Annotated in this window: 22 protein-coding genes; 10 read left to right on the top strand and 12 right to left on the bottom strand. The window is 66.3% G+C overall.

Annotated features, from left to right (window positions below; all coding sequences use genetic code 11):
• Nucleotides 1–32: 32 nt before the first annotated feature.
• Both B7Y43_RS01020 and B7Y43_RS01015 read right to left on the bottom strand, forming a co-directional pair.
• On the bottom strand, nucleotides 33–329 hold the full coding sequence (locus B7Y43_RS01020; protein ID WP_374129745.1) for a DnaJ domain-containing protein: 297 nt from the start codon (nucleotides 327–329) through the stop codon (nucleotides 33–35).
• Entirely contained in the window at nucleotides 326–1,120 is a 795-nt protein-coding gene (locus B7Y43_RS01015; protein WP_374129744.1) for a division plane positioning ATPase MipZ, read from the bottom strand. Before B7Y43_RS01015 ends, B7Y43_RS01020 begins: the two co-directional genes overlap by 4 nt.
• 79 nt (nucleotides 1,121–1,199) lie before the next feature.
• Here B7Y43_RS01015 and panC point away from each other — a divergent pair, with 79 nt between their 5' ends.
• From panC to B7Y43_RS01000, 3 genes are all read left to right on the top strand, one after another.
• Nucleotides 1,200–2,054, top strand: a complete 855-nt coding sequence (gene panC / locus B7Y43_RS01010) for a pantoate--beta-alanine ligase (protein ID WP_374129743.1) — start codon at nucleotides 1,200–1,202, stop codon at nucleotides 2,052–2,054.
• 99 nt (nucleotides 2,055–2,153) lie between these two features.
• Entirely contained in the window at nucleotides 2,154–2,450 is a 297-nt protein-coding gene (locus B7Y43_RS01005) for a hypothetical protein (RefSeq protein ID WP_374129742.1), read from the top strand.
• A gap of 68 nt (nucleotides 2,451–2,518) precedes the next feature.
• Complete coding sequence (locus tag B7Y43_RS01000) at nucleotides 2,519–2,926, top strand: MAPEG family protein (RefSeq protein ID WP_374129741.1); 408 nt, start codon at nucleotides 2,519–2,521, stop codon at nucleotides 2,924–2,926.
• A 125-nt stretch (nucleotides 2,927–3,051) separates the two neighbouring features.
• Here B7Y43_RS01000 and topA read toward each other — a convergent pair whose 3' ends face one another.
• Complete coding sequence (gene topA, locus B7Y43_RS00995; protein ID WP_374129740.1) at nucleotides 3,052–5,628, bottom strand: type I DNA topoisomerase; 2,577 nt, start codon at nucleotides 5,626–5,628, stop codon at nucleotides 3,052–3,054.
• 113 nt (nucleotides 5,629–5,741) lie between these two features.
• Here topA and B7Y43_RS00990 point away from each other — a divergent pair, with 113 nt between their 5' ends.
• On the top strand, nucleotides 5,742–6,440 hold the full coding sequence (locus B7Y43_RS00990; RefSeq protein ID WP_374129739.1) for a DUF4396 domain-containing protein: 699 nt from the start codon (nucleotides 5,742–5,744) through the stop codon (nucleotides 6,438–6,440).
• A gap of 1 nt (nucleotide 6,441) precedes the next feature.
• Here the strand turns inward: B7Y43_RS00990 and dprA are convergent, their stop codons facing one another.
• Both dprA and plsY read right to left on the bottom strand, forming a co-directional pair.
• Nucleotides 6,442–7,521, bottom strand: a complete 1,080-nt coding sequence (dprA, locus tag B7Y43_RS00985) for a DNA-processing protein DprA (protein WP_374129738.1) — start codon at nucleotides 7,519–7,521, stop codon at nucleotides 6,442–6,444.
• The gene (gene plsY / locus B7Y43_RS00980; protein WP_374129799.1) at nucleotides 7,514–8,098 is read right to left on the bottom strand and encodes a glycerol-3-phosphate 1-O-acyltransferase PlsY; all 585 of its coding nucleotides are present in this window, start codon (nucleotides 8,096–8,098) and stop codon (nucleotides 7,514–7,516) included. Before plsY ends, dprA begins: the two co-directional genes overlap by 8 nt.
• A 150-nt stretch (nucleotides 8,099–8,248) precedes the next feature.
• Between plsY and murI the strand changes: the two genes are divergently transcribed.
• On the top strand, nucleotides 8,249–9,043 hold the full coding sequence (gene murI / locus B7Y43_RS00975; RefSeq protein WP_374129737.1) for a glutamate racemase: 795 nt from the start codon (nucleotides 8,249–8,251) through the stop codon (nucleotides 9,041–9,043).
• Between the two features lie 56 nt (nucleotides 9,044–9,099).
• Here murI and B7Y43_RS00970 read toward each other — a convergent pair whose 3' ends face one another.
• The 7 genes from B7Y43_RS00970 to B7Y43_RS00940 form a co-directional block, all read right to left on the bottom strand.
• Nucleotides 9,100–10,620 (bottom strand): DUF1570 domain-containing protein, encoded by a 1,521-nt coding sequence (locus B7Y43_RS00970; protein ID WP_374129736.1) that lies wholly within the window; start codon nucleotides 10,618–10,620, stop codon nucleotides 9,100–9,102.
• 59 nt (nucleotides 10,621–10,679) lie between these two features.
• Nucleotides 10,680–11,120, bottom strand: a complete 441-nt coding sequence (locus B7Y43_RS00965; protein WP_374129735.1) for a DUF3429 domain-containing protein — start codon at nucleotides 11,118–11,120, stop codon at nucleotides 10,680–10,682.
• The gene (locus B7Y43_RS00960; protein ID WP_374129734.1) at nucleotides 11,117–11,764 is read right to left on the bottom strand and encodes a class I SAM-dependent methyltransferase; all 648 of its coding nucleotides are present in this window, start codon (nucleotides 11,762–11,764) and stop codon (nucleotides 11,117–11,119) included. Before B7Y43_RS00960 ends, B7Y43_RS00965 begins: the two co-directional genes overlap by 4 nt.
• A gap of 8 nt (nucleotides 11,765–11,772) precedes the next feature.
• Nucleotides 11,773–12,993, bottom strand: coding sequence for a DUF3419 family protein (locus B7Y43_RS00955; protein ID WP_374129733.1), 1,221 nt, complete (start codon nucleotides 12,991–12,993; stop codon nucleotides 11,773–11,775).
• Between the two features lie 286 nt (nucleotides 12,994–13,279).
• Nucleotides 13,280–13,834, bottom strand: coding sequence for a fasciclin domain-containing protein (locus B7Y43_RS00950; RefSeq protein ID WP_374129732.1), 555 nt, complete (start codon nucleotides 13,832–13,834; stop codon nucleotides 13,280–13,282).
• A 113-nt stretch (nucleotides 13,835–13,947) separates the two neighbouring features.
• Nucleotides 13,948–14,685, bottom strand: a complete 738-nt coding sequence (locus B7Y43_RS00945) for an anti-sigma factor domain-containing protein (RefSeq protein ID WP_374129731.1) — start codon at nucleotides 14,683–14,685, stop codon at nucleotides 13,948–13,950.
• Nucleotides 14,682–15,248 carry a sigma-70 family RNA polymerase sigma factor gene (locus tag B7Y43_RS00940; RefSeq protein WP_374129730.1) on the bottom strand — a complete coding sequence of 189 codons (567 nt, stop codon included), beginning with the start codon at nucleotides 15,246–15,248 and terminating at the stop codon, nucleotides 14,682–14,684. Before B7Y43_RS00940 ends, B7Y43_RS00945 begins: the two co-directional genes overlap by 4 nt.
• Before the next feature lie 187 nt (nucleotides 15,249–15,435).
• On the opposite strand from B7Y43_RS00940, the gene rpiB reads away from it, so the two are divergent.
• The 5 genes from rpiB to B7Y43_RS00915 all read left to right on the top strand — a co-directional run bounded on the left by rpiB (nucleotide 15,436) and on the right by B7Y43_RS00915 (nucleotide 19,025).
• Nucleotides 15,436–15,888, top strand: a complete 453-nt coding sequence (rpiB, locus tag B7Y43_RS00935; RefSeq protein WP_374129729.1) for an RpiB/LacA/LacB family sugar-phosphate isomerase — start codon at nucleotides 15,436–15,438, stop codon at nucleotides 15,886–15,888.
• Nucleotides 15,885–17,201 carry a serine hydroxymethyltransferase gene (glyA, locus tag B7Y43_RS00930; RefSeq protein WP_374129728.1) on the top strand — a complete coding sequence of 439 codons (1,317 nt, stop codon included), beginning with the start codon at nucleotides 15,885–15,887 and terminating at the stop codon, nucleotides 17,199–17,201. The genes rpiB and glyA overlap by 4 nt, the downstream gene beginning before the upstream one ends.
• Before the next feature lie 17 nt (nucleotides 17,202–17,218).
• Nucleotides 17,219–17,371 (top strand): hypothetical protein, encoded by a 153-nt coding sequence (locus tag B7Y43_RS00925; RefSeq protein WP_374129727.1) that lies wholly within the window; start codon nucleotides 17,219–17,221, stop codon nucleotides 17,369–17,371.
• The gene (nrdR, locus tag B7Y43_RS00920; protein ID WP_374129726.1) at nucleotides 17,372–17,833 is read left to right on the top strand and encodes a transcriptional regulator NrdR; all 462 of its coding nucleotides are present in this window, start codon (nucleotides 17,372–17,374) and stop codon (nucleotides 17,831–17,833) included.
• A 100-nt stretch (nucleotides 17,834–17,933) separates the two neighbouring features.
• Nucleotides 17,934–19,025, top strand: a complete 1,092-nt coding sequence (locus B7Y43_RS00915) for a TrmH family RNA methyltransferase (protein ID WP_374129725.1) — start codon at nucleotides 17,934–17,936, stop codon at nucleotides 19,023–19,025.
• The last annotated feature ends 6 nt before the right edge of the window (nucleotides 19,026–19,031 follow it).

The raw sequence follows: 19,031 nt of genomic DNA, 5'->3' as shown, positions 1-19,031 counted from the left end.
GGAAACGGCTGGGTAACGGATGGGAACAACGCTCAGGCGGCGCGATCGGGGCCACGCTTGAGCAGCGTATCGCGGGCTGCATTGACCCGGCGGGCAAGCTCGGCCGAGCCGCCGCGATCGGGATGGACAGCGGCGGCAATCCGGCGATAGGCGGCGCGTATTTCGGCGTCGCTGGCGTCTGCCGCTACCCCCAACAGGTTGCGCGCGGCGGCGAGCTCGGCATCGGGGGCACGCGGCGGCACCGATCGAGGCCGGCGCTTCGCAGGACCGCGCCAGGCCAGCCAGCCGACATAGACGACGAGCAACCCGACGAGCAGCTTGACGATCATGCGAACAAAGGCAGCGCGGGCTCGGGCAAGCCCAGCGCCGACATCATCTCGCGCAATTCCTGTCTGGCGGCAACATGGGCGAGCCCCATCTCGCCGAAATCGCGCGAATCGATCATGGTCAGCCCCTTGGGGAAGAGCTCGCGATAGATCACGCGTTCGCCAAGCCCGGGGATGATCCGGAAACCCACCCGCTTGGCGAGCTGGTCGAGCGCATCCGAGACGCGGCGCATGTTGCGCGCCTCGATATGCTGGAGCCGGTTGCGCAGCACCACCCAGTCGATCGTCGCGCCATCGGCCTTTGCCCGCGCCTTGCGCGCCTCCCAGATCAGCTCGGCATAAAAGCTCGGTCGGGTGACCTTGTAGGTGATCGGATCGACCTGGCCGATCAGATCGAAATCGACGAAACTATCGTTCATCGGCGTGACGAGCGTGTCAGCGCGCTGCGCTGCCATCCGCGCGAAGCGATCGTCGCGACCCGGCGTGTCGATCACCAGAAAATCGGCATCCTCGGTCAACGCATCGAGCTGCTCGGTGAAGCGCGGGAGGCTGTCGCCATCATGCGTCAGAAAACGCGGCATTGGCAGATCGCGACCGATTCGCTTGATCGTTTCGGTGCGATTGTCGAGATAGCGGCCCAAAGTGCGCTGGCGATGATCGAGATCATAGGCGCTGACCCGCGATCCGCGCGCCGCCAGGGCGATCGCGACATGCACCGCCGTGGTCGATTTGCCGGTGCCGCCCTTTTCGTTGGCGAACACGATCACATGCGCTTTTCCCGGATTGCTGGACAAGCCGCTCACTTCCCTTGTTGATCGTTTGATCCGCCCCCCATAGAAGGCCCGCCCCGTCCTTATCGAAGGCCTGTTGCGCGTGCAAACCATCCGTCAGATCGTCCCGCTTCGGGAAACCGTCGCTTCCTATCGCGCCGCCGGCGCCCGCATCGCCCTCGTCCCCACCATGGGCGCGCTCCATGCTGGCCACATCGCGTTGATCGAGCAGGCCAAGCTGGTCGCCGACAAGGTCGTCGCCTCGATCTTCGTGAACCCCAAGCAGTTCGGGGCGAACGAAGATCTCGGCCGCTATCCGCGCCGCGAGTCGGCCGATGCGCGCATGCTCGCCGAGGCTGGCTGCGCCGTGCTGTGGTTGCCCGGCGTCGAGGATATCTATCCCGACGGCTTTGCGACGACGGTATCCGTCGCCCGGGTGAGCGAGCCGCTCGACGGCGCCGCGCGGCCCGGACATTTCGACGGCGTGGCGACGGTGGTCGCCAAATTGTTCAACCAGATTCGCCCCGATGTCGCCCTGTTCGGCGAGAAGGATTTCCAGCAGCTGGTCGTCATCCGCCAGATGGTCGCCGATCTCGATTTCGCCATCGAGATCGTCGGCGTGCCGACCCAGCGCGATGACGACGGCCTCGCGCTATCGTCGCGCAACGCCTATCTCGCGCCCGAGGATCGCGCCCGGGCGGTTGCGCTGCCACGGGCGCTGGGCGTCGCGGCACGGCTGATCGGCCAGGGCGGCGATGTGGCGCAGACATTGGCCAGCGCGCGCGAAACGTTGCTCAGCGCCGGGTTCGACAGCGTCGACTATGTCGAACTGGTCGATGCCGAGACGCTGATGCCGTTGCCCGAACCGACTCGCCCGCGCCGATTGCTTGCCGCCGCCCGGATCGCGGGCACGCGGCTGATCGACAATATCGCCGTGGCGGCTGCCGATCCGGGCTAACCCTGAACCGGACAAATACGGTGAACGTGGTTAACTATTTGTTGACCGTGATTCGTCACAAACCGGGGTGCCAATGGGGCATCATGAGGAGTGGCGAAAATGGCGAACAGCCTGAAGAGCGCAACGTTCCTGATCGAAAGCCGGATCGCCGATGCCGCGCGCGGCGATTTCAACGCCTGTTACGATCTGGGCATCGTCTATTCGACCGGAGCTGCCGGGATCGGCATCGACCTGATCGAGGCACATAAATGGTTCAACCTGGCCGCGGTCAGCGGCAGCGAAGCAGCGCAGCAATGCCGCGCCGACATCGCCGAGGACATGACCGCACGCGAAATCGCCGAGGCGCAGCGCGCCGCGCGCGCTTTCCTGCAGGCGACGAGCCGCCGCGCGGCCTGAGTCGGCCCGGCTGATTTACGGTCGCACGCAAAGCGCATAGTTTCGCTTCCGAGCCAACGGGAGCCGCCATGCATCTGATCATCACCGCGCTGACCGCGTCGGCGCTTGCCATCCTGCTGGTCGGGCTGGCGATCAACACGATCCGGTTGCAGATGAAATACAGCGCCGCCTTTGGCGACCACGGCCATCAGGACCTGACGTCGGCGATCCGCGCGCACGGCAATCTGGCCGAATATATGCCGATCGGCATCACCCTTATCGCCATGCTCGAAGCGAGCGGCGTCAATTTCACGCTATTGGCAGGACTGGCGGGCGGCTTCGTCGTCTGCCGCATGCTCAATGCGATCGGTCTGTTCAACCCACCCGGGCCGCCCGGACCCGCCCGCTCGATCGGCATTGTCGGCACGCTGCTGATCCTGCTCGGGCTGGCCTTGTGGCTGGTCGCGACGGTGCTGGGGCCGATTCTCGGCCGGTAGAACGGTGTGGTCTGCCCGGCTGCACGGGGGTGGGGCAGGGGCCGGGAAGTCATACGGACAGCGTGCCCGGGCCGTGGGAGCTGTGCGCAAGCCCCTCCCCCTTAACAGGAGGGGTTTAGCTAACCTCAGCCCTTCGTCGCCGGCTTCTTTGCGGGGGCCTTCTTCGCACCTTCCTTCCTCGCTGGGGCCTTCTTCGCCGGGGCCTTCTTCGCTGCCGCCTTCTTCACTGGCGTCTTGCCCTTTTTCGCCGGTACCGCCGCCGCGCGCGCGTCGATCAGTTGCGCGGCTTCCTCCAGCGTCAGTTGGTCCTTGTCGACCGTCTTTGGGATCGTCGCATTGGTGGTGCCGTCGGTGACGTAAGGACCGTAGCGCCCCTCCATCAGCTTGATTTCAAGCTCGGTGCGCGGATGCGCGCCCAGCACCTTGAGCGGCGCCTGTGCGCCGCGCTGCGGGCGGCCGCCGCCTGCCGCTGCCTCGGCCAGCTTTACCACCGCCGCGTTCATGCCGGTTTCGAACACCTCGGCGGTTGAAGTCAGCCGCCCATATTTGCCGTTATGCGCCAGATAGGGTCCATAGCGTCCGATCGACGCCGTGATCGGCGCGCCGGTTTCGGGGTGCATGCCGATCGTGCGCGGCAGGCTGATCAACTTCAAGGCCCATTCGAGATCGAGCTCGCCCGGCAGATCCTTTGGGATCGAGCCACGCTTGGCGTCCTTGCCCTCTCCCAGCTGGACATAGGGCCCGAACCGGCCCGAACGCCGCGACACCTCAAGCCCGGTCTCGGGGTCGGTGCCGAGCACTTCGGGCCCGGTATCGTCGCCTTCGCCGCCGCCGGGCTGGGCGAAGCGGCGGGTATATTTGCATTCGGGGTAATTCGAGCAGGCAACGAACGCGCCGAATTTTCCCCCGCGCAGCGCGAGCCGCCCGACATGGCAATTGGGGCAGAGGCGCGGATCGCTGCCGTCTTCCTTCGCCGGAAACAGATAGGGTTCGAGGAAGGTGTCGAGCTCCGCCGTCACTTCGGAGGGCTTGAAGTCCATCACCTCGGTGGTGCGTGGCTTGAAATCCTTCCAGAAGGCATCGAGCACCGCCTGCCACTGCGCGCGGCCGCCCGACACCTCGTCGAGCTCGTCCTCCAGGCCGGCGGTGAAATCATAGCCGACATATTTCTCGAAAAAGCGCTCGAGGAAGGCCGTCACCAGCCGCCCGCTCTCCTCGGCGAAGAAGCGGTTCTTCTCGACGCGGACATAGGCGCGGTCCTTCAGCGTCTTGATGATCGACGCATAGGTGGAGGGGCGACCGATGCCGAGTTCTTCGAGACGCTTGACCAGCGAAGCTTCCGAAAAGCGCGGCGGCGGCTGGGTGAAATGCTGCTCGGCGTTGACCGCCTTCTTGGCGGGCGCATCGCCCTCGCGCAGCCGCGGCAGGCGGCGGGCTTCCTCATCCGCCGTATCGTCTGAACCCTCTTCGTAGAGCGCAAGATAGCCGGGGAAGAGCACGACCTGCCCGGTCGCGCGCAGGCCATGCAGGCCGCTGCCGTCGGTCAGTTCGATCGTCGTACGCTCCATCCGGGCCGACGCCATCTGGCTGGCGAGCGCGCGCTTCCAGATCAGCTCGTAAAGCCGGGCATGATCGCCTGACCCAGTCTTGTCCTTACCGAAATCGGTCGGTCGGATCGCCTCATGCGCTTCCTGCGCATTCTTCGCCTTGGTCTGGTACTGGCGCGGCTTGTCGGGGACATAGCTCGCGTCATAGCGGTTCGCGACGGCGAGGCGCGCGGCGGAAATCGCGCTCGAATCCATCTGCACGCCGTCGGTGCGCATATAGGTGATCGCGCCGTCCTCGTACAGATTTTGCGCGATCCGCATCGTGTGATCGGCGGAAAAGCCGAGCTTGCGGGCCGCCTCCTGCTGCAGCGTCGAGGTTGTAAAGGGCGGCGGCGGATTGCGCGTCGCGGGCTTGGTCTCGACGCTCGCGACCGAGAATCTCCCTTCCTCGACATCGGCCTTGGCGGCCATCGCGTCGCCTTCCCTGCCGATCGTCAGCCGGTCGATCTTGTCGCCGCGCCATCTGGTCAGCCGCGCGGTGAACGGCGTGCCGTCATGCTCCATGTCGGCCGTGACCGACCAATATTCCTGCGGCCGGAACACATCGATCTCACGCTCGCGCTCGACGATCAGCCGCAGCGCCACCGACTGGACCCGCCCCGCCGATTTCGCGCCGGGCAGCTTGCGCCACAGCACCGGCGACAGCGTGAACCCGACGAGATAATCGAGCGCGCGGCGTGCCCGATAGGCATCGATCAGATCGGTATCGAGCTCGCGCGGGTGCTGCATCGCTTCGGTCACCGTCGCCTTGGTGATGGCGTTGAAGGTGACGCGCTGGACGTCCTTGGGCAGCGCCTTCTTGGCGCGCAGCACTTCCTGCACGTGCCACGAAATCGCCTCGCCCTCGCGATCGGGATCGGTCGCGAGGATCAGCCGGTCGGCGGTCTTGGCCAGATCGGTGATCGCCTTCAGCTGCTTGGCCTTGTCGGCGTAATTTTCCCAGGTCATCGCGAATTCATGGTCGGGATCGACCGATCCGTCCTTGGGCGGCAGGTCGCGGACATGGCCGTAACTGGCCAGCACGCGGTAGTCCGAGCCCAGATATTTCTCGATGGTCTTCGCCTTGGCGGGCGATTCGACGATGACAAGCTGCATGGGGTGATCGAATTCCTTACGTGTACGCGCGAGGATGCGGCTCCAGCGGCGGGCGTCAAGCGCAACTAGTGCGTGGATCGGAAACCGCAAGCGATGCCGGCCGTTGGTCGGCCATGGCTGCGTTTCCCTTATGGCTGCATATCGTTGCGATCGCGTCGCTCGTCATCGCCGCTGGCTGCGCCGTCGCCATAACGCTGGACGTGCGGCGATTCCCCCCGAAGATGCCGATCATGGCGTTGGTCTGGCCGATCACGGCGCTGTTCGGCAGCGTGATCTGGCTGGGCTTATATTATGCGTTCGGCCGCAACCGCGGCAAGCCGCCCGACGAAACGCCGATGCCTATCGCCGTTGCCAAAGCGGCCTCGCATTGCGGCGCCGGCTGCACGCTCGGCGATCTGATCGTCGAATGGGCGGCGTTCGCGTGGCCCGGGCTCGCGGTGGCGTTCGGCTGGCGTCACTGGACCGAAGAAAAAATGATCGCGGTTTGGATTCCCGATTACATCGTCGCCTTTGCGATCGGCGTTGCCTTTCAGTATTTCACGATCGCGCCGATGCGGGGATTGTCGCCTGGCGAGGGGATCGTCGAAGCGGCAAAGGCCGATTTCCTGTCGATCGGTTCGTGGCAGATCGGCATGTACGGCGTGATGGCGATCGGCCAGTTTCTGTGGTTCGCCCCGGCTTATGGCGGCATCGCCGAGGTCAATACGCCCGAATTCTGGTTTCTGATGCAGCTGGCGATGCTGGGCGGCTTCGCCACCGCCTATCCGACGAACTGGTGGCTGATCCGGGCGGGCGTCAAGGAAAAAATGTAGCTCAGGCCATGCTCACGCGACCGCCGGCATGGCGCTCCAGCCGCCCGGCGAGTTCCAATTCGAGCAGGACCGTCTGAACGATCGCCGACATCAACCCCGATTGCCGGACGAGTTCGTCCACCGCGACGGGCACCGGCCCGAGCAGCCCGACGATCGTCAGCCGATCCGATTCGCTTGCGTCGTCGGGCGGGGCGCCTGCAAAGATATTGCCCGGCGAACGCACCATGCGCGGATCGAGAGGCCGGATCTGTTCGAGGATATCAGCGGCGTTTTGCACGAGCGTGGCGCCCTCGCGGATCAGCAGATTGCAGCCCTGCGCGCGCGGATCTGCCGGGCTTCCCGGAACGGCCATCACTTCGCGGCCCGCCTCAGCCGCCAGCCGCGCGGTGATCAGCGAGCCCGATTTGGGCGCCGCCTCGACCACCACCGTCCCGAGCGCAAGCCCGGCGATGATCCGGTTGCGATAGGGAAAGTGGCGCGCGCGCGGCTCGGTGCCCGGCGGTTGCTCGGCGATCAGCAGGCCTTCACGCGCAATTTTTTCCTGAAGCTCGGCATTTTCGGGCGGGAAGGCGATGTCGATGCCGCTGGCGATCACCGCGATCGTGCCGCCCGACAGCGCGCCGACATGCGCGGCGGTATCGATGCCCCGAGCGAGTCCGGAGACCACGGCGCACTCGTCCCCCGCTAGATCATGGCCGAGCTGGCGGGCAAAGCGGCACGCCGCCGCCGATGCGTTGCGCGCGCCGACGATCGCCACCGCTGGCCGGCGCAGCAACGACCGGTTGCCGCGCACGATCAGCGCCGGCGGGGCGTTGTCGAGCGCGGCGAGCAAGGGGGGATAATCGGCGTCGTCGATGAAGAGATAGGTCGCGCCCAGGCGCGCCGTCGTCGCCATTTCATCGGCGATCAGGCGGGGATCGGCGAGATCGGGCGGACGCCCGCCGCCCCGCGCGGCGAGCATCGGGATCGCCGCGGCGGCCCCCGCTGCATCGCCGAATCGCGCGATCAGCTGACGGTACGTCACCGGGCCGATATTGGCCGACCGGATCAGTCGAAGACGCGCTGCCGCGTCTTCAGCCATGGCTGGCGCCGATGCGTGGTTCGGCCCCCTTCATCAGCCGATCGATATTGGCACGGTGTTTCCACAGCACGATCGCACTCAGCCCGAGCAGCAGCAGGACGAGATTGAAGCGGCCAAAACAGGCGACGGCGACTGGGGCGCTGATCGCGGCCCCGATTCCGGCAACCGAGGAAATGCGCAGCCCAGCGAGCAGCACGAGCCACACGGCCGCATAGACGAGCGCGCTCGGCGGGTGCAGCGCGAGGACGATTCCCATCAGGATCGCGACGCCCTTGCCGCCCTTGAATCCCAGCCAGACCGGGTAGCAATGCCCGATAAAGGCGGCGGCGGCCGCAAGTACCCCGATCGACGTCCCCAGCATGGTACCGGGCCAGAGCCGCTCGGCGAGCACCACGGCGGCCCAGCCCTTGGCGGCATCGAGCAGAAGCGTGGCGGCGGCGAGCCCCTTGCGCCCGGTGCGCAGCACGTTGGTGGCACCGATATTGCCCGAGCCGATCTGGCGCAGATCGCCCGCGCCTGCAGCCCGCGTCAGGAGGACGCCGAACGGGATCGACCCGAGCAGATAACCAAGCAGCATGGCGGCCAAGGCAGCGATCAAGTTGGGGTCGATGGGCAAATCGCAAATCCTCTGCAGTGGCGCCAGAATAGTCGCCCGCGCCGGGGGCGCAACAATCTCGCTCATTTCGGCGGGCGTTGCCAGCACGACGGCATTGGCTAAGCACGTCGCATGGACAATCGACCGCTCCTGTTTTTCGATTCGGGCGTCGGCGGGCTCTCGGTGCTCGCGGCTGCCCGCGCGCTCCTGCCCCGCGCGCCGATCGTGTATGCCGCCGATTCGGCGGGATTTCCCTACGGAACGCGCAGCGAGGCGGAAATCGCCGCGCGGGTGCCGGCGCTGCTCGGGCGACTTGCCGAACGCTATCAGCCGCGACTGATCGTGATCGCATGCAACACCGCATCGACGATCGCCCTTGGGTCGGTGCGGGCGGCGCTCGATCTGCCGATCGTCGGGACGGTGCCAGCGATCAAGCCGGCGGCACGTGCCAGCCGCACGCGCGCGATCGGCGTGCTCGGCACGCAGGCGACGGTGCGCCAGGCCTATGTCGACAATCTCGCCGCTGAATTCGGACAGGACTGCCTGATCATCCGCCACGGCTCGGCCGATCTGGTCGAGGCAGCCGAGGCGCGGTTGCGCGGCGAGGCGGTCGACCCCGCCCGTTTCACTGCTGCACTCCACGGCTTGCTCGATCAGCCCGGCGGCGACCGGATCGATACCGTGGTGCTGGCGTGCACTCATTTCCCCCTGGTCGAGGCCGATCTCGTCGCTGCCGCGCCGCACCCGATCGGCTTTATCGACGGCAGCGCCGGGATCGCGCGACGGATCGCTGCGCTCACCGAGGGACAGGCGTGGCCCGAGCTGACGGGCGATGGCGTCGCGGTCTTTACCCGACTCGACGACTCGGCGCGGGCGCTTGGACCGGCGCTCGCGCGCTTTGGCCTGGGCCAACTCGTCCAGCTTTAGGCGATCGCCGGGCAAGCGGGACAAGGCTGTGTCGTCGCGCGCAATGATCGGCGGCGCTATTCGGGATCGCTTTTGAGCCCCGCCTCGGCAGCGGCAGCGCGCGCGACGTTCGGATCGCTCGTTGCCTCAAGCAGCGCCAGCAGCTTGGCGGCCGGATTGTCGCCGCCGCGATGCGGACCATAGGCAAGCGGCCGCAACATCTGCCGCGCGGCGGGCAGATTGCCCCGGGCGAGCATCGCCATCGTCACCCGGATGCGCAGCCCGTCATCCTGCGGCACCAGCTTGGCGGCGCGCAGCAGCCCCTCCACGGCATTGGCGGTGGGCGGCTGGCCGGCCGCGACAAAGCTGTCGTAGAACAGCATGAACGGCAGCGCGTAATTGGGATCGATCCGGTTGGCCTTGAGATACCAACTGCGCGCCTCGCGCCAGATCTCTGGCGATGCCGCTTTGGCGGCGACGGCGCGGCGGCTGTGGATCCGGCCCTTGATGATCAGCGCGTCGACGTTGCGCGGATCGACTGCGAGCGCGCCATCGCAGGCAGCCTCGGCATCGGCGTCGCGCCCCGCGTCGAGATCGATTTCCGCCGCCACCCGTTGCACCCAAGGGTGATCGGGGTAGGCTTCGGCGATGCGGCGGGCGGGATCGACCAGCGCGGCGGCCTCTTTGACATCGACTCCCGTCGCCGAGCGGATCCGCAGTGGCATAATTGCGGTTTCGGCCGGGTCGAGGCGGCGCAGCGTGACCGGCTCGGGATGGAGATCGGCAACGGGAAGGACCGCGACCGTGATCTTGCCCGACCGATAGGCATTGAGTTCGCCGTCCAGCTTGTGGAGATCGCCAAATACCGCCTTGGCCGCCTCGAGCGACGTCATGCCGCTATTCGCTGCGACCATGTAGCGCTTGAACTGGCCGGGGCGTTTGTGGCCGAGCAGCAGATAGTGAATCAGCAGCCAGCCGCGGGCATATTTCTGATCGACCGCCGGACCATCGGGCAGCCAGCGGTCGGCGACCAGCATGGCCACCGGCATCGGCGAACCGCTCAGGATCGATGCGGCGCGGACGTTGTTGGGCAGGCCGATCTTGACGCTGTCGTCGCGGTCGAGATCGGGCGTGCCGAAGAATTCGGCCAGCCCCTCGGCCACCCAGCCCGGATAATAGGCGTCGCTGTTGCCCAGCGTGAGATGATGGACATATTCGTGAAACAGGACCTGCCACGTGAAATCGCCGTCGTCGGTCGTCTGCGGCATCACCGCATAGGGGCCGCTGGCCACGGCGTCGTAATAGCCGGCGATATTGCCGCCGCTCCGGCCGTGCAGCCGCTGCACCGCGGCGATATCGCGCACGACGTAGATGGTGACGGGATTATTCTCGCCGGGCTCGGCGGGCGGTAGGGTCAGCAGGCTGCGCAGGACGGCATCGAACCGGGCGAGCCGATCGCCGAACAGCTGCATTTTCTTCGTCGACATGTTGCCATAGATGGTGAAGCGGCTGGTCTTCGCCTCCAGCCATTCGGCGTGCGCTTGCGCCGACAAGAACAGGCTCGCCAACGCGATGATAGCTCTGGATAGCCGCGGCATGTTTCAGCATTCCCGATCGAAGCTGGTGCATAACATACGCTTCTTGCAGCCAAAAGTCCCTACAGATACGCCAGCAGGATCGTCAGCGTGCCCAATCCCGCCGACAGCGGCACCCTCAGCTTCAACCACCACGGCGGCGCGATCGCGGTGCGCTGAAGCTGCCAGTCGACCCCCAGCGCGGCGATCAGCGCGACGCCCAGAACGATCAGCGACGGCCCCGGCCACGGCTCGCCGACCGCCCAGGGCGCCGCGCTGCCCAGCGCGATCAGCGACGGCAGCACCGCCACTGCCCAGAGCCACGCCGGTGCCGCCGCCGTCTTGGCCGCCAATCCCCACCACAGTCCGCCCAGAAAGCTGAGGATCAGTGCGGCATAGGCATAGCCCATCGCCAGCGCGGAAAAGCGTAGTTCGTTGTTATGTTCGAGCAGCACGAAGGCGACCGCGAGTTGCGGCAACAAGCCGGCGGCCCCGAGCAGGCGGGCGAAAGACGGCGGCGTCATGCGGCGATTCGGCCTGCCCAGGCGTAGCCACGATAGAGCGGCGTGAAGCGGGCGCGCAGTCGCTGCGCCGCCGCGATCTGATCGAGCGCTTCGGGCAGGGCTTGACGCGGCTCGACATCGAACCGGGCGAGCCATGCGAACAACATCGACCGGAATGCGCCGGGCAACCGCTCCTGCTGGCCGAAATCGACGATGTCGAGCCGCCCGCCGGGGGCCAGCTTGCCCGCGCCCTCGCGTAGCGCGCCCTGCCAATCGGGGATCATCGACAGCGTATAGCTCTGAAAGATGCGGTCGAACGCCGCGACACCGAACAGCGCCGGCGCGTCGAACGCGGTCGCATCGCCCTGCGCGAGCGTGATCCGGTCGTTCAGGCCCGCCGCCGCGACCTTGGCGCGCGCGGTTTCGAGCATCGCCGCCGAGATATCGATCCCGAAATAGCGTGCCTCGGGCCATGCCCGCGCCGCCGCGATCAGGTTGCGCCCGGTGCCGCAGCCGATTTCGAGCACGGTGCCGTCCTTGGGGGGAGCAAGGTCGCGGATCAGCCGGTCGCGCCCGAGCAGATAATATTTGCGGGTGAGATCATAGAAATGGCGCTGCGTCCGGTAGATCGCATCCATATGCCCGGCATGGCTGGCCTCGGTCATGGCCGTGCTCAGGCCGCTTTCAGAATATAGAGGTGGACGCCGCCATAGATCGAGGAGCGATCGCGCTTGGTGTAATCCAGCGATTGCTCGGCGCGATAATCCCAGCGCGACAGTATCGGCTCGGGCACGCGACCGGGGAGGATCGTCTCGATGCCGGCGGTGCGAAACAGCACGCGCGCGCCCGGCTTGGCGGTGCGGGTAATCTCGCTCCACAAATTGGTCAGGATAGCGTCGGTCATCCAGTCCTGCGCATCGAGCAGCACATAACGGTCGAGCGAGCCGTCGGGCATGCTGCGCAGATAATCGATGAAATTGGCATGGCGCACCTCGACCCGATCGACGCGGGCGACGATGTCGGCATAATTCTCCTGCTGGAGATAGGGCGGCAGCGAGGCCAGCGGCCCTTCGCCATAGCCCCGGCCAAAGGCCTGCCACGCGAAATAATTGTCCTTGAGATCGAAATCGCACGCCAGCTTTTCGAGCCGCTGGCGCAGCACCACCGCCATCTTGTTGTCGCCGGCGAGCGCCTCATATTGCGCCGGCGGAATGCCGAGCCCGAACAGCGATGCCGGCTGATCGGTCAGCCAGCGGATGAAGCCCTTGTCGAACACCGGGGCGATGTCCCGGTCGAAAATCTCGCGTTGCTCCTCCATCGAATTGGCGGCGAGCATCACCCGCGGATTGACACCGTTCAGCCGCGCGAGAAAATGCGCCGCACCGATGAAATTTCCGAGCAGCCCGCGCTTGTAGACGCCCTTGGCAAAGCCGCCGATCCGCCGACGGCCGATCATGTCGCGGCCTTCCCAGTAACTTCTGGTCGGCTCATCGAGATGCGGGCGGACATAGCGCTTGTAGGCGGCGATGTTCTGCTTCGAATTGGCGCGCGCGAAAAAGCGGTTGAACGCTTCGTAATCGGGCAGTTCGCGGGCTGCGACTAGCTTGAGCTTGTTGAGCGCGATGTGCGCGGTGTTGAGATCGACCGCCGTGATCGCGCGCGGATCGGCGGTGAGGTAGCTCAACACGTTGCAACCGCCCGAGGCGATCTGGACGATGTGGCAATCGGGCGTGATCGCCAGCGCCTCCATGTCCACCGCCGGGTCTTCCCAGATCTGCGCATAGACCAGGCCACGAAACGCAAAGGTGAAGGCGCGTTCGAGCAGGCCCTGCTTGCTCAAATGATCGTGGCGGTGAACCGCACTGCGAACGGCGCGATTGCGCGGGGCTTTCATGCTGAGCTCTCCTGGGTGCCGAAGCTAGGCCCCGATACCGCCCGGCCGGGACAAAGCAAAGGCGTTTCCGCCCTGCGGACGCGGCGAAAACACAAAAGAGCCTGCCGTCGGGGGGCGACGGCAGGCTCAAGGGTGCCACTGGGAGGGACGAGCACCCCATGACTTTCTCTGGGAGAAAGCATCGAAGCTACGGCGCGGCCACAGGGAAGGATGCGGCGACCTCGCTTTTTATTGGACGTCGACGATGGTAGGACGATCCATCGCGAACGCCTTCGCGGCCAAGGCGCTATGGTAGCATTACGCCATCGATCACATGAATGACGCCGTTCGATTGGTTGACATCGGCGATCGTGATCTTGGCGGTATCGCCCTTGGCATCGGAAACAGTGTAGCCCCCCATCGCCTTGGCGAAGGTCAGTTTACCACCCTGAACGGTGGTGAGGCTGGCCTTGCCGCCGCCTGCCTTGATCTTGGCGGCGAGCTGCGCGGCGCTGATCTTGCCGGGCACGACGTGATAGGTCAGCACCGACGTCAGCGTGCTCTTGTTTTCGGGCTTGAGCAGCGTATCGACCGTGCCGGCCGGCAGCTTGGCGAAAGCGGCATTGGTGGGGGCGAATACCGTGAACGGTCCCGGGCCCGACAGCGTCTCGACCAGCCCGGCGGCCTTGACCGCCGCGACGAGCGTGGTGTGATCCTTCGAGTTGACGGCGTTTTGGATGATGTTCTTGGTGGGATACATGGCCGCGCCGCCAACCATCGGGTTGGACGAACCGGCGATGAGCGACCCGCCACCAAGCGCAAGCGCGGCGGCGGCAATCGACAGACGAAAAACAGATTTCATGAGACTGAACTCCTCAGCGCATCCCGGGGCGGATGCGGGCAGAGCTACGGCGGGGCCGTTGCCCCGGACGCCTCTATCGGCTGCACTTGAGACGAACCGTTGCAGATCAGCGATCAGATAAGCGCGAGTGCGCCCGCGGCGATCACCGCGCCGGTTGGCTTGCCCGAGGGCGATCCCCCGATCGGCTCGATCGTGACGGCGAGCGTCGATCCGGCGGCAAAGCGCGTCCGCTGCGGGCCGCGGATGGAAACGACTTCTGGCTGATCGGGAGCGAGCACACCGAGCGAGTGCGGCACGCCGTCGGCCGCGATGATCCACAGCTCGGCGCTATGCGCCGGATCGGTCAGCGTAGTGGCCGCGACGCGCAAATCTCCCGATGCCGGATCGAACACCGCCGGGATCGGCGCGCCGTTTTTGACCGGCACGATCGCGGCGACGAGGATTGGCGCGCGGGCCGCCACCACCGGCGCGACCGGTAACGACGGCGGCGCCGGGCGGAACATCACCACGAACAACAGGCTGGCCGCGAGCGCGCTGGTGGCAGCGGCGATCCCTTGCCAGAGCCGGATCCGGGGCAGGCCCGGGGCATCGTCGTTGGCGGCATCTTTGGCCGGCACCGGGCGGAGCGCGCGGTCGAGCCGGTCGATTCCGTTCGCCGGCGGGGTCGCCGCCGGCCATGACTCGAACAGCGTGCCGAAATGCAGGCGCCAGCGTTCGACCTCGGCCGCAAAGCCCGGCTCTTCAAGGGTCCGCCGCATCGCCGCCGCGAGCGCCTCGCCCTCGAGCAGTCCGAGCGCGAATTCGGCGGCCATCACGTCGGGATCGCCATCGGGCAGGACTTGATCGGTCATGACTCGACGCACTCCCGCAAGCGGAGCAGGCCGCGCCTGACCCAGCTTTTCATCGTGCCGAGCGGGACCGACTGGCGCTCGGCGAGTTCGGCATAGGTCACGCCTTCGAAAAAGGCAGTGCGGATCGCGACGCGCTGCGGGTCGTCGAGCGTGTCGAGACAGAGGTGGAGCCGCCGGTTTTCCTCGTCGGTGACCATCGACTCGCTGGCGAGTGGTGCCTTGTCGGCGATTGGCGGCGCGTCTTCGATCGGCATCGATTGCCGCACGCCCTGCGCGCGGCGCCAGTCGATCGCGCGGTTGCGCGCGATCGTCGCCAGCCAGGTGATCGGGCTCGCGCGCCCCGGCTCATAGCCGCTCGCCCGCTTCCACACCGTGAGATAAACTTCGTGCAACACGTCTTCCGCTGCCTGCCTCTCCCCGCAGATACGCAAGACGATGCCAAATAGTTTTGCCGAGGTCAGCGAATAGAGTTCGCTGAGCGCCGCGCGATCCTCGTTGCCGGTGCGCACGAGCACGTCGACGAGATGCGCCCGGGCGGCGGCGGGATCGGCAGAGGCGTTCATGGCAAGCGCTGTGCCTAGCCGCACCGATCGTCGCCGACAACGGCCTTGTGGCGCTATCGTGATGTGATTGCCGGGTGGCGTGCCGCTAGCACACGACGATATCGGGGTCGATCGGGTGTGGCGTTCCGAGCCGGGTTTGACTAGAAGCCCGCCAACAAACCGCCATCCCATGGAGTCCTGCGCCGCCATGCGCATCGCCATCGCGTCCGATCATGCCGCTTTCGCGCTCAAACAGGCGCTGCTCCCCTGGCTGGCCGAGCAGGGTCACGAGACGCTCGATCTCGGCACCCACGGTCCCGAAAGCGTTGACTATCCCGATTATGGCGCGGCGCTGGCCGATGCGGTCGCGGGCGGCCATGCCGATCGCGGCATTGCGCTCTGCGGGTCGGGCATCGGCATCGCGATCGCCGCCAACCGTAACCCGGGGTGCCGCTGTGCGCACGTGTCGGAGCCATTGTCCGCCGCGCTCGCCCGGTCGCACAACGACGCCAACGCGATCGCGCTGGGTGCCCGGCTGATCGGCGAGGAAATGGCGCGCGCCTGTATCACCGCTTTTCTGGCCACCCCCTTTGCCGGCGGTCGCCATCAACATCGCGTCGACAAGCTCGGCGTGGCCCCCCTGGAAGGAATTTCGGCATGAGCACCAATCCGCAGATCCTGAGCGACGTTCAGCCCGACGGTTTTTTCACCCGCGGCCTGGCCGAGAGCGATCCCGCGATCTTCGCCGGCATCGAGCAGGAACTGACCCGCGAACGGACCCAGATCGAGCTGATCGCCAGCGAGAATATCGTCTCCAAGGCGGTGTTGCAGGCACAAGGGTCGGTCTTCACCAACAAATATGCCGAAGGCTATCCGGGCAAGCGCTACTATCAGGGCTGCCACCCGTCCGACGTCGTCGAGCAGTTGGCGATCGACCGCGCCAAGCAGCTGTTCGGCTGCGCCTATGCCAATGTCCAGCCGCATTCGGGCGCGCAGGCGAACGGCGCGGTGATGCTGGCGCTGGTCAAGCCGGGCGAGACGATCATGGGGCTTGGCCTCGACGCGGGCGGGCATTTGACCCATGGTGCCAAGGCGGCGATGTCGGGCAAGTGGTTCAACGCGGTCTCCTATGGCGTCGACCCAGAAACCCACCTGATCAACTATGACGAGGTCGCGGCCTTGGCCCGCGAGCATCAGCCGCGGCTGCTGATCGCCGGCGGCTCGGCCTATCCGCGCCAGATCGATTTCGCCAGATTCCGCGCGATCGCCGATGACGTGGGGGCGTATTTCCTGGTCGACATGGCGCATTTCGCCGGACTGGTGGCGGCCGGCGCGCACCCCTCGCCCCTGCCGCACGCGCATGTCGTCACGACGACGACGCACAAGACCCTGCGCGGGCCGCGGGGCGGCATGATCCTCAGCAACGACGAGGCGCTGGGCAAGAAGTTCAACTCGGCGGTGTTCCCGGGGCTGCAGGGCGGCCCGCTGATGCACGTCATCGCTGCCAAGGCGGTCGCGTTCGGCGAGGCGCTCGAGCCCGGCTACAAGAGCTATATCGCCGCCGTCGTCGAGAACGCCAAGGTGCTCGCCGCGACACTGAAAGAACGCGGCTGCGATCTGGTCGCGGGCGGCACCGACACGCATCTCGCGCTGGTCGATCTGACCCCGCTCGGCGTGACCGGCAAGGACGCCGACGAGGCGCTCGAACGCGCGGGCATCACCTGCAACAAAAACGGCATCCCCAACGACCCGCTGCCGCCGACCAAGACCAGCGGCATCCGCGTCGGCTCGCCCGCCGGCACGACGCGCGGCTTCGGCCCGGCCGAATTCCGCGAGATCGGCCATATGGTCGCCGACGTGCTCGATGGTCTCGCCAAGAATGGCGAAGCCGGCGACGCACAGGTCGAGGCCAATGTCCGCGAGCGGGTGCTGGCATTGTGCGCGCGCTTCCCCATCTATCCCGAAGGAATGTGACCCGAGGGAGCCCGACGATGACGGTGGACGAAAAGGCGCTGCGCCGGAAAATGGCGATCGGCGCCGGCATCGGGGCGGTGATCGCGATTCCGGTGCCGTTTGTCGGACCGATTTTCGGCGCGCTCGCGGGGGCGGGCTATACCTATTACCGTGCGAAGAAGCGGGGCTGAATGCGCTGCCCTTTTTGCGGTCATGACGACAGCCAGGTCAAGGACAGCCGCTCGACCGAGGACGGCGCGGCGATCCGCCGGCGGCGGCAGTGCGAAGGCTGCGCGGCGCGCTTCACGACCTTCGAACGGATCCAGCTGCGCGACCTCTATGTCCTGAAAAGCGAGGATCGGCGCGAACCGTTCGAGCGCGAAAAACTGATGCGGTCGGTATCGATCGCCTGCCGCAAACGGCCGATCGACGCGGTTCGGATCGAGAAGCTCGTGACCAGCATCCAGCGCCAGCTCGAAACCTTGGGTGACAGCGAAATCCCGTCGAAGCGGATCGGCGAACTGGTGATGGATGGCCTCAAGGAGCTCGATTCGGTCGCCTATATCCGTTTCGCCAGCGTCTATAAGGACTTCCGCGAGGCCCGCGATTTCGAGGAATTCGCCGGGAATGTGGCGGAGGTGGGCAAGGGGTGAAGGGTGTGCCTGCGATCTGCCACCATGCCCAAAACACACCGCTGGTCCCGAGTAGCCATCGAGCTTGTCGAGATGGCGCATCGAGGGATATGCCACGCACGTGACATTCTGGGCCTACATCCTGCGCTGTGCCGACGGCACCTACTACACCGGACATACCGATAATCTCGAACAACGCCTTAGCCAGCATGACAGCGGCACCTTTGAGGGCTATACCCATTCAAGGCGACCCGTCACGTTGATGTGGTCGCAGGCGTTTCCATCGCGGATCGAGGCATTGGAAGCCGAGGCTCAGGTCAACGACTCGTCACGCGCCAAAAAGGAGGCGTTGTTTCGATCGGATTGGGCCGCAGTATCGGCTGCGGCCAAGAAGCGCTTTGCGGCACGGCCCCCTCGATACGGCATCTCGACAAGCTCGACGCCTACTCGGGGCGAGCGGGATCTTGGTGAAACACAGTCCATTCCACCTGCCCCACCCCCCGTCATCGTCCTCGTCCGCCCCCAGCTCGGCGAGAATATCGGCAAGGCGGCGCGCGCGATGCTCAATTTCGGGCTCACCGAGTTACGGCTGGTCACCCCGCGCGATGGCTGGCCCAATCCCTCCGCCGGGCCCGCTGCTTCAGGCGCTGATATCGTGCTTGAGAACGCGACGGTGTTCGACAGCGTCGCCGCTGCCGTCGCCGATTGCGGGCAGGTCTACGCGACGACGGTACGCAAGCGCGGCGTCACCAAGCCGGTCGTCACCCCCGAACAGGCCGCGTGCGATATCCACGCGGCATCGTCGCGCGCGGCCATCCTGTTCGGGCCCGAACGCGCCGGGCTTGAGACCGACGATGTCGCGCTCGCCCGGACGATCATCACCGTCCCGATCAATCCCGAATTCGGCTCGCTCAACCTGGCGCAGGCGGTGATTCTGGTCGCCTATGAATGGAGCAAGGGGGTGGCGCTCGCCAGTCCGCCCGAAACCGACCTGCCCCCGCCCGCGCCGCAGGAGGAGCTGGAAGGGATGCTCGACCAGCTCGACGCCATGCTGACCGACGCGGGCTATTTCTTCCCGCCCGATCGGACGGTGACCACCAAGCGGACGTTGCGCACGCTGCTCACCAAGCCCGGCTGGTCGACGCAGGAGGTGCGGACGATGCGCGGGGTGCTCTCGACGCTCGACCGGCCAAGGCCGCGGCGCGGCGGATAGACCCCG

The organism is Sphingomonas sp. 28-62-20, assembly GCF_002281505.1.
Note: the sequence above shows the minus strand (reverse complement) of the source record. Positions and strands in the feature narration are given on the sequence as shown.

Coding starts and splice junctions, on each gene's coding strand:
- B7Y43_RS01020 (WP_374129745.1), bottom strand. CDS start 329: ATGATCGTCAAGCTGCTCGTCGGGTTGCTCGTCGTCTATGTCGGCTGG.
- B7Y43_RS01005 (WP_374129742.1), top strand. CDS start 2,154: ATGGCGAACAGCCTGAAGAGCGCAACGTTCCTGATCGAAAGCCGGATC.
- B7Y43_RS01000 (WP_374129741.1), top strand. CDS start 2,519: ATGCATCTGATCATCACCGCGCTGACCGCGTCGGCGCTTGCCATCCTG.
- topA (WP_374129740.1), bottom strand. CDS start 5,628: ATGCAGCTTGTCATCGTCGAATCGCCCGCCAAGGCGAAGACCATCGAG.
- B7Y43_RS00990 (WP_374129739.1), top strand. CDS start 5,742: ATGGCTGCGTTTCCCTTATGGCTGCATATCGTTGCGATCGCGTCGCTC.
- dprA (WP_374129738.1), bottom strand. CDS start 7,521: ATGGCTGAAGACGCGGCAGCGCGTCTTCGACTGATCCGGTCGGCCAAT.
- plsY (WP_374129799.1), bottom strand. CDS start 8,098: ATGCTGCTTGGTTATCTGCTCGGGTCGATCCCGTTCGGCGTCCTCCTG.
- murI (WP_374129737.1), top strand. CDS start 8,249: ATGGACAATCGACCGCTCCTGTTTTTCGATTCGGGCGTCGGCGGGCTC.
- B7Y43_RS00970 (WP_374129736.1), bottom strand. CDS start 10,620: ATGCCGCGGCTATCCAGAGCTATCATCGCGTTGGCGAGCCTGTTCTTG.
- B7Y43_RS00965 (WP_374129735.1), bottom strand. CDS start 11,120: ATGACGCCGCCGTCTTTCGCCCGCCTGCTCGGGGCCGCCGGCTTGTTG.
- B7Y43_RS00960 (WP_374129734.1), bottom strand. CDS start 11,764: ATGACCGAGGCCAGCCATGCCGGGCATATGGATGCGATCTACCGGACG.
- B7Y43_RS00955 (WP_374129733.1), bottom strand. CDS start 12,993: ATGAAAGCCCCGCGCAATCGCGCCGTTCGCAGTGCGGTTCACCGCCAC.
- B7Y43_RS00950 (WP_374129732.1), bottom strand. CDS start 13,834: ATGAAATCTGTTTTTCGTCTGTCGATTGCCGCCGCCGCGCTTGCGCTT.
- B7Y43_RS00945 (WP_374129731.1), bottom strand. CDS start 14,685: ATGACCGATCAAGTCCTGCCCGATGGCGATCCCGACGTGATGGCCGCC.
- B7Y43_RS00940 (WP_374129730.1), bottom strand. CDS start 15,248: ATGAACGCCTCTGCCGATCCCGCCGCCGCCCGGGCGCATCTCGTCGAC.
- rpiB (WP_374129729.1), top strand. CDS start 15,436: ATGCGCATCGCCATCGCGTCCGATCATGCCGCTTTCGCGCTCAAACAG.
- glyA (WP_374129728.1), top strand. CDS start 15,885: ATGAGCACCAATCCGCAGATCCTGAGCGACGTTCAGCCCGACGGTTTT.
- B7Y43_RS00925 (WP_374129727.1), top strand. CDS start 17,219: ATGACGGTGGACGAAAAGGCGCTGCGCCGGAAAATGGCGATCGGCGCC.
- nrdR (WP_374129726.1), top strand. CDS start 17,372: ATGCGCTGCCCTTTTTGCGGTCATGACGACAGCCAGGTCAAGGACAGC.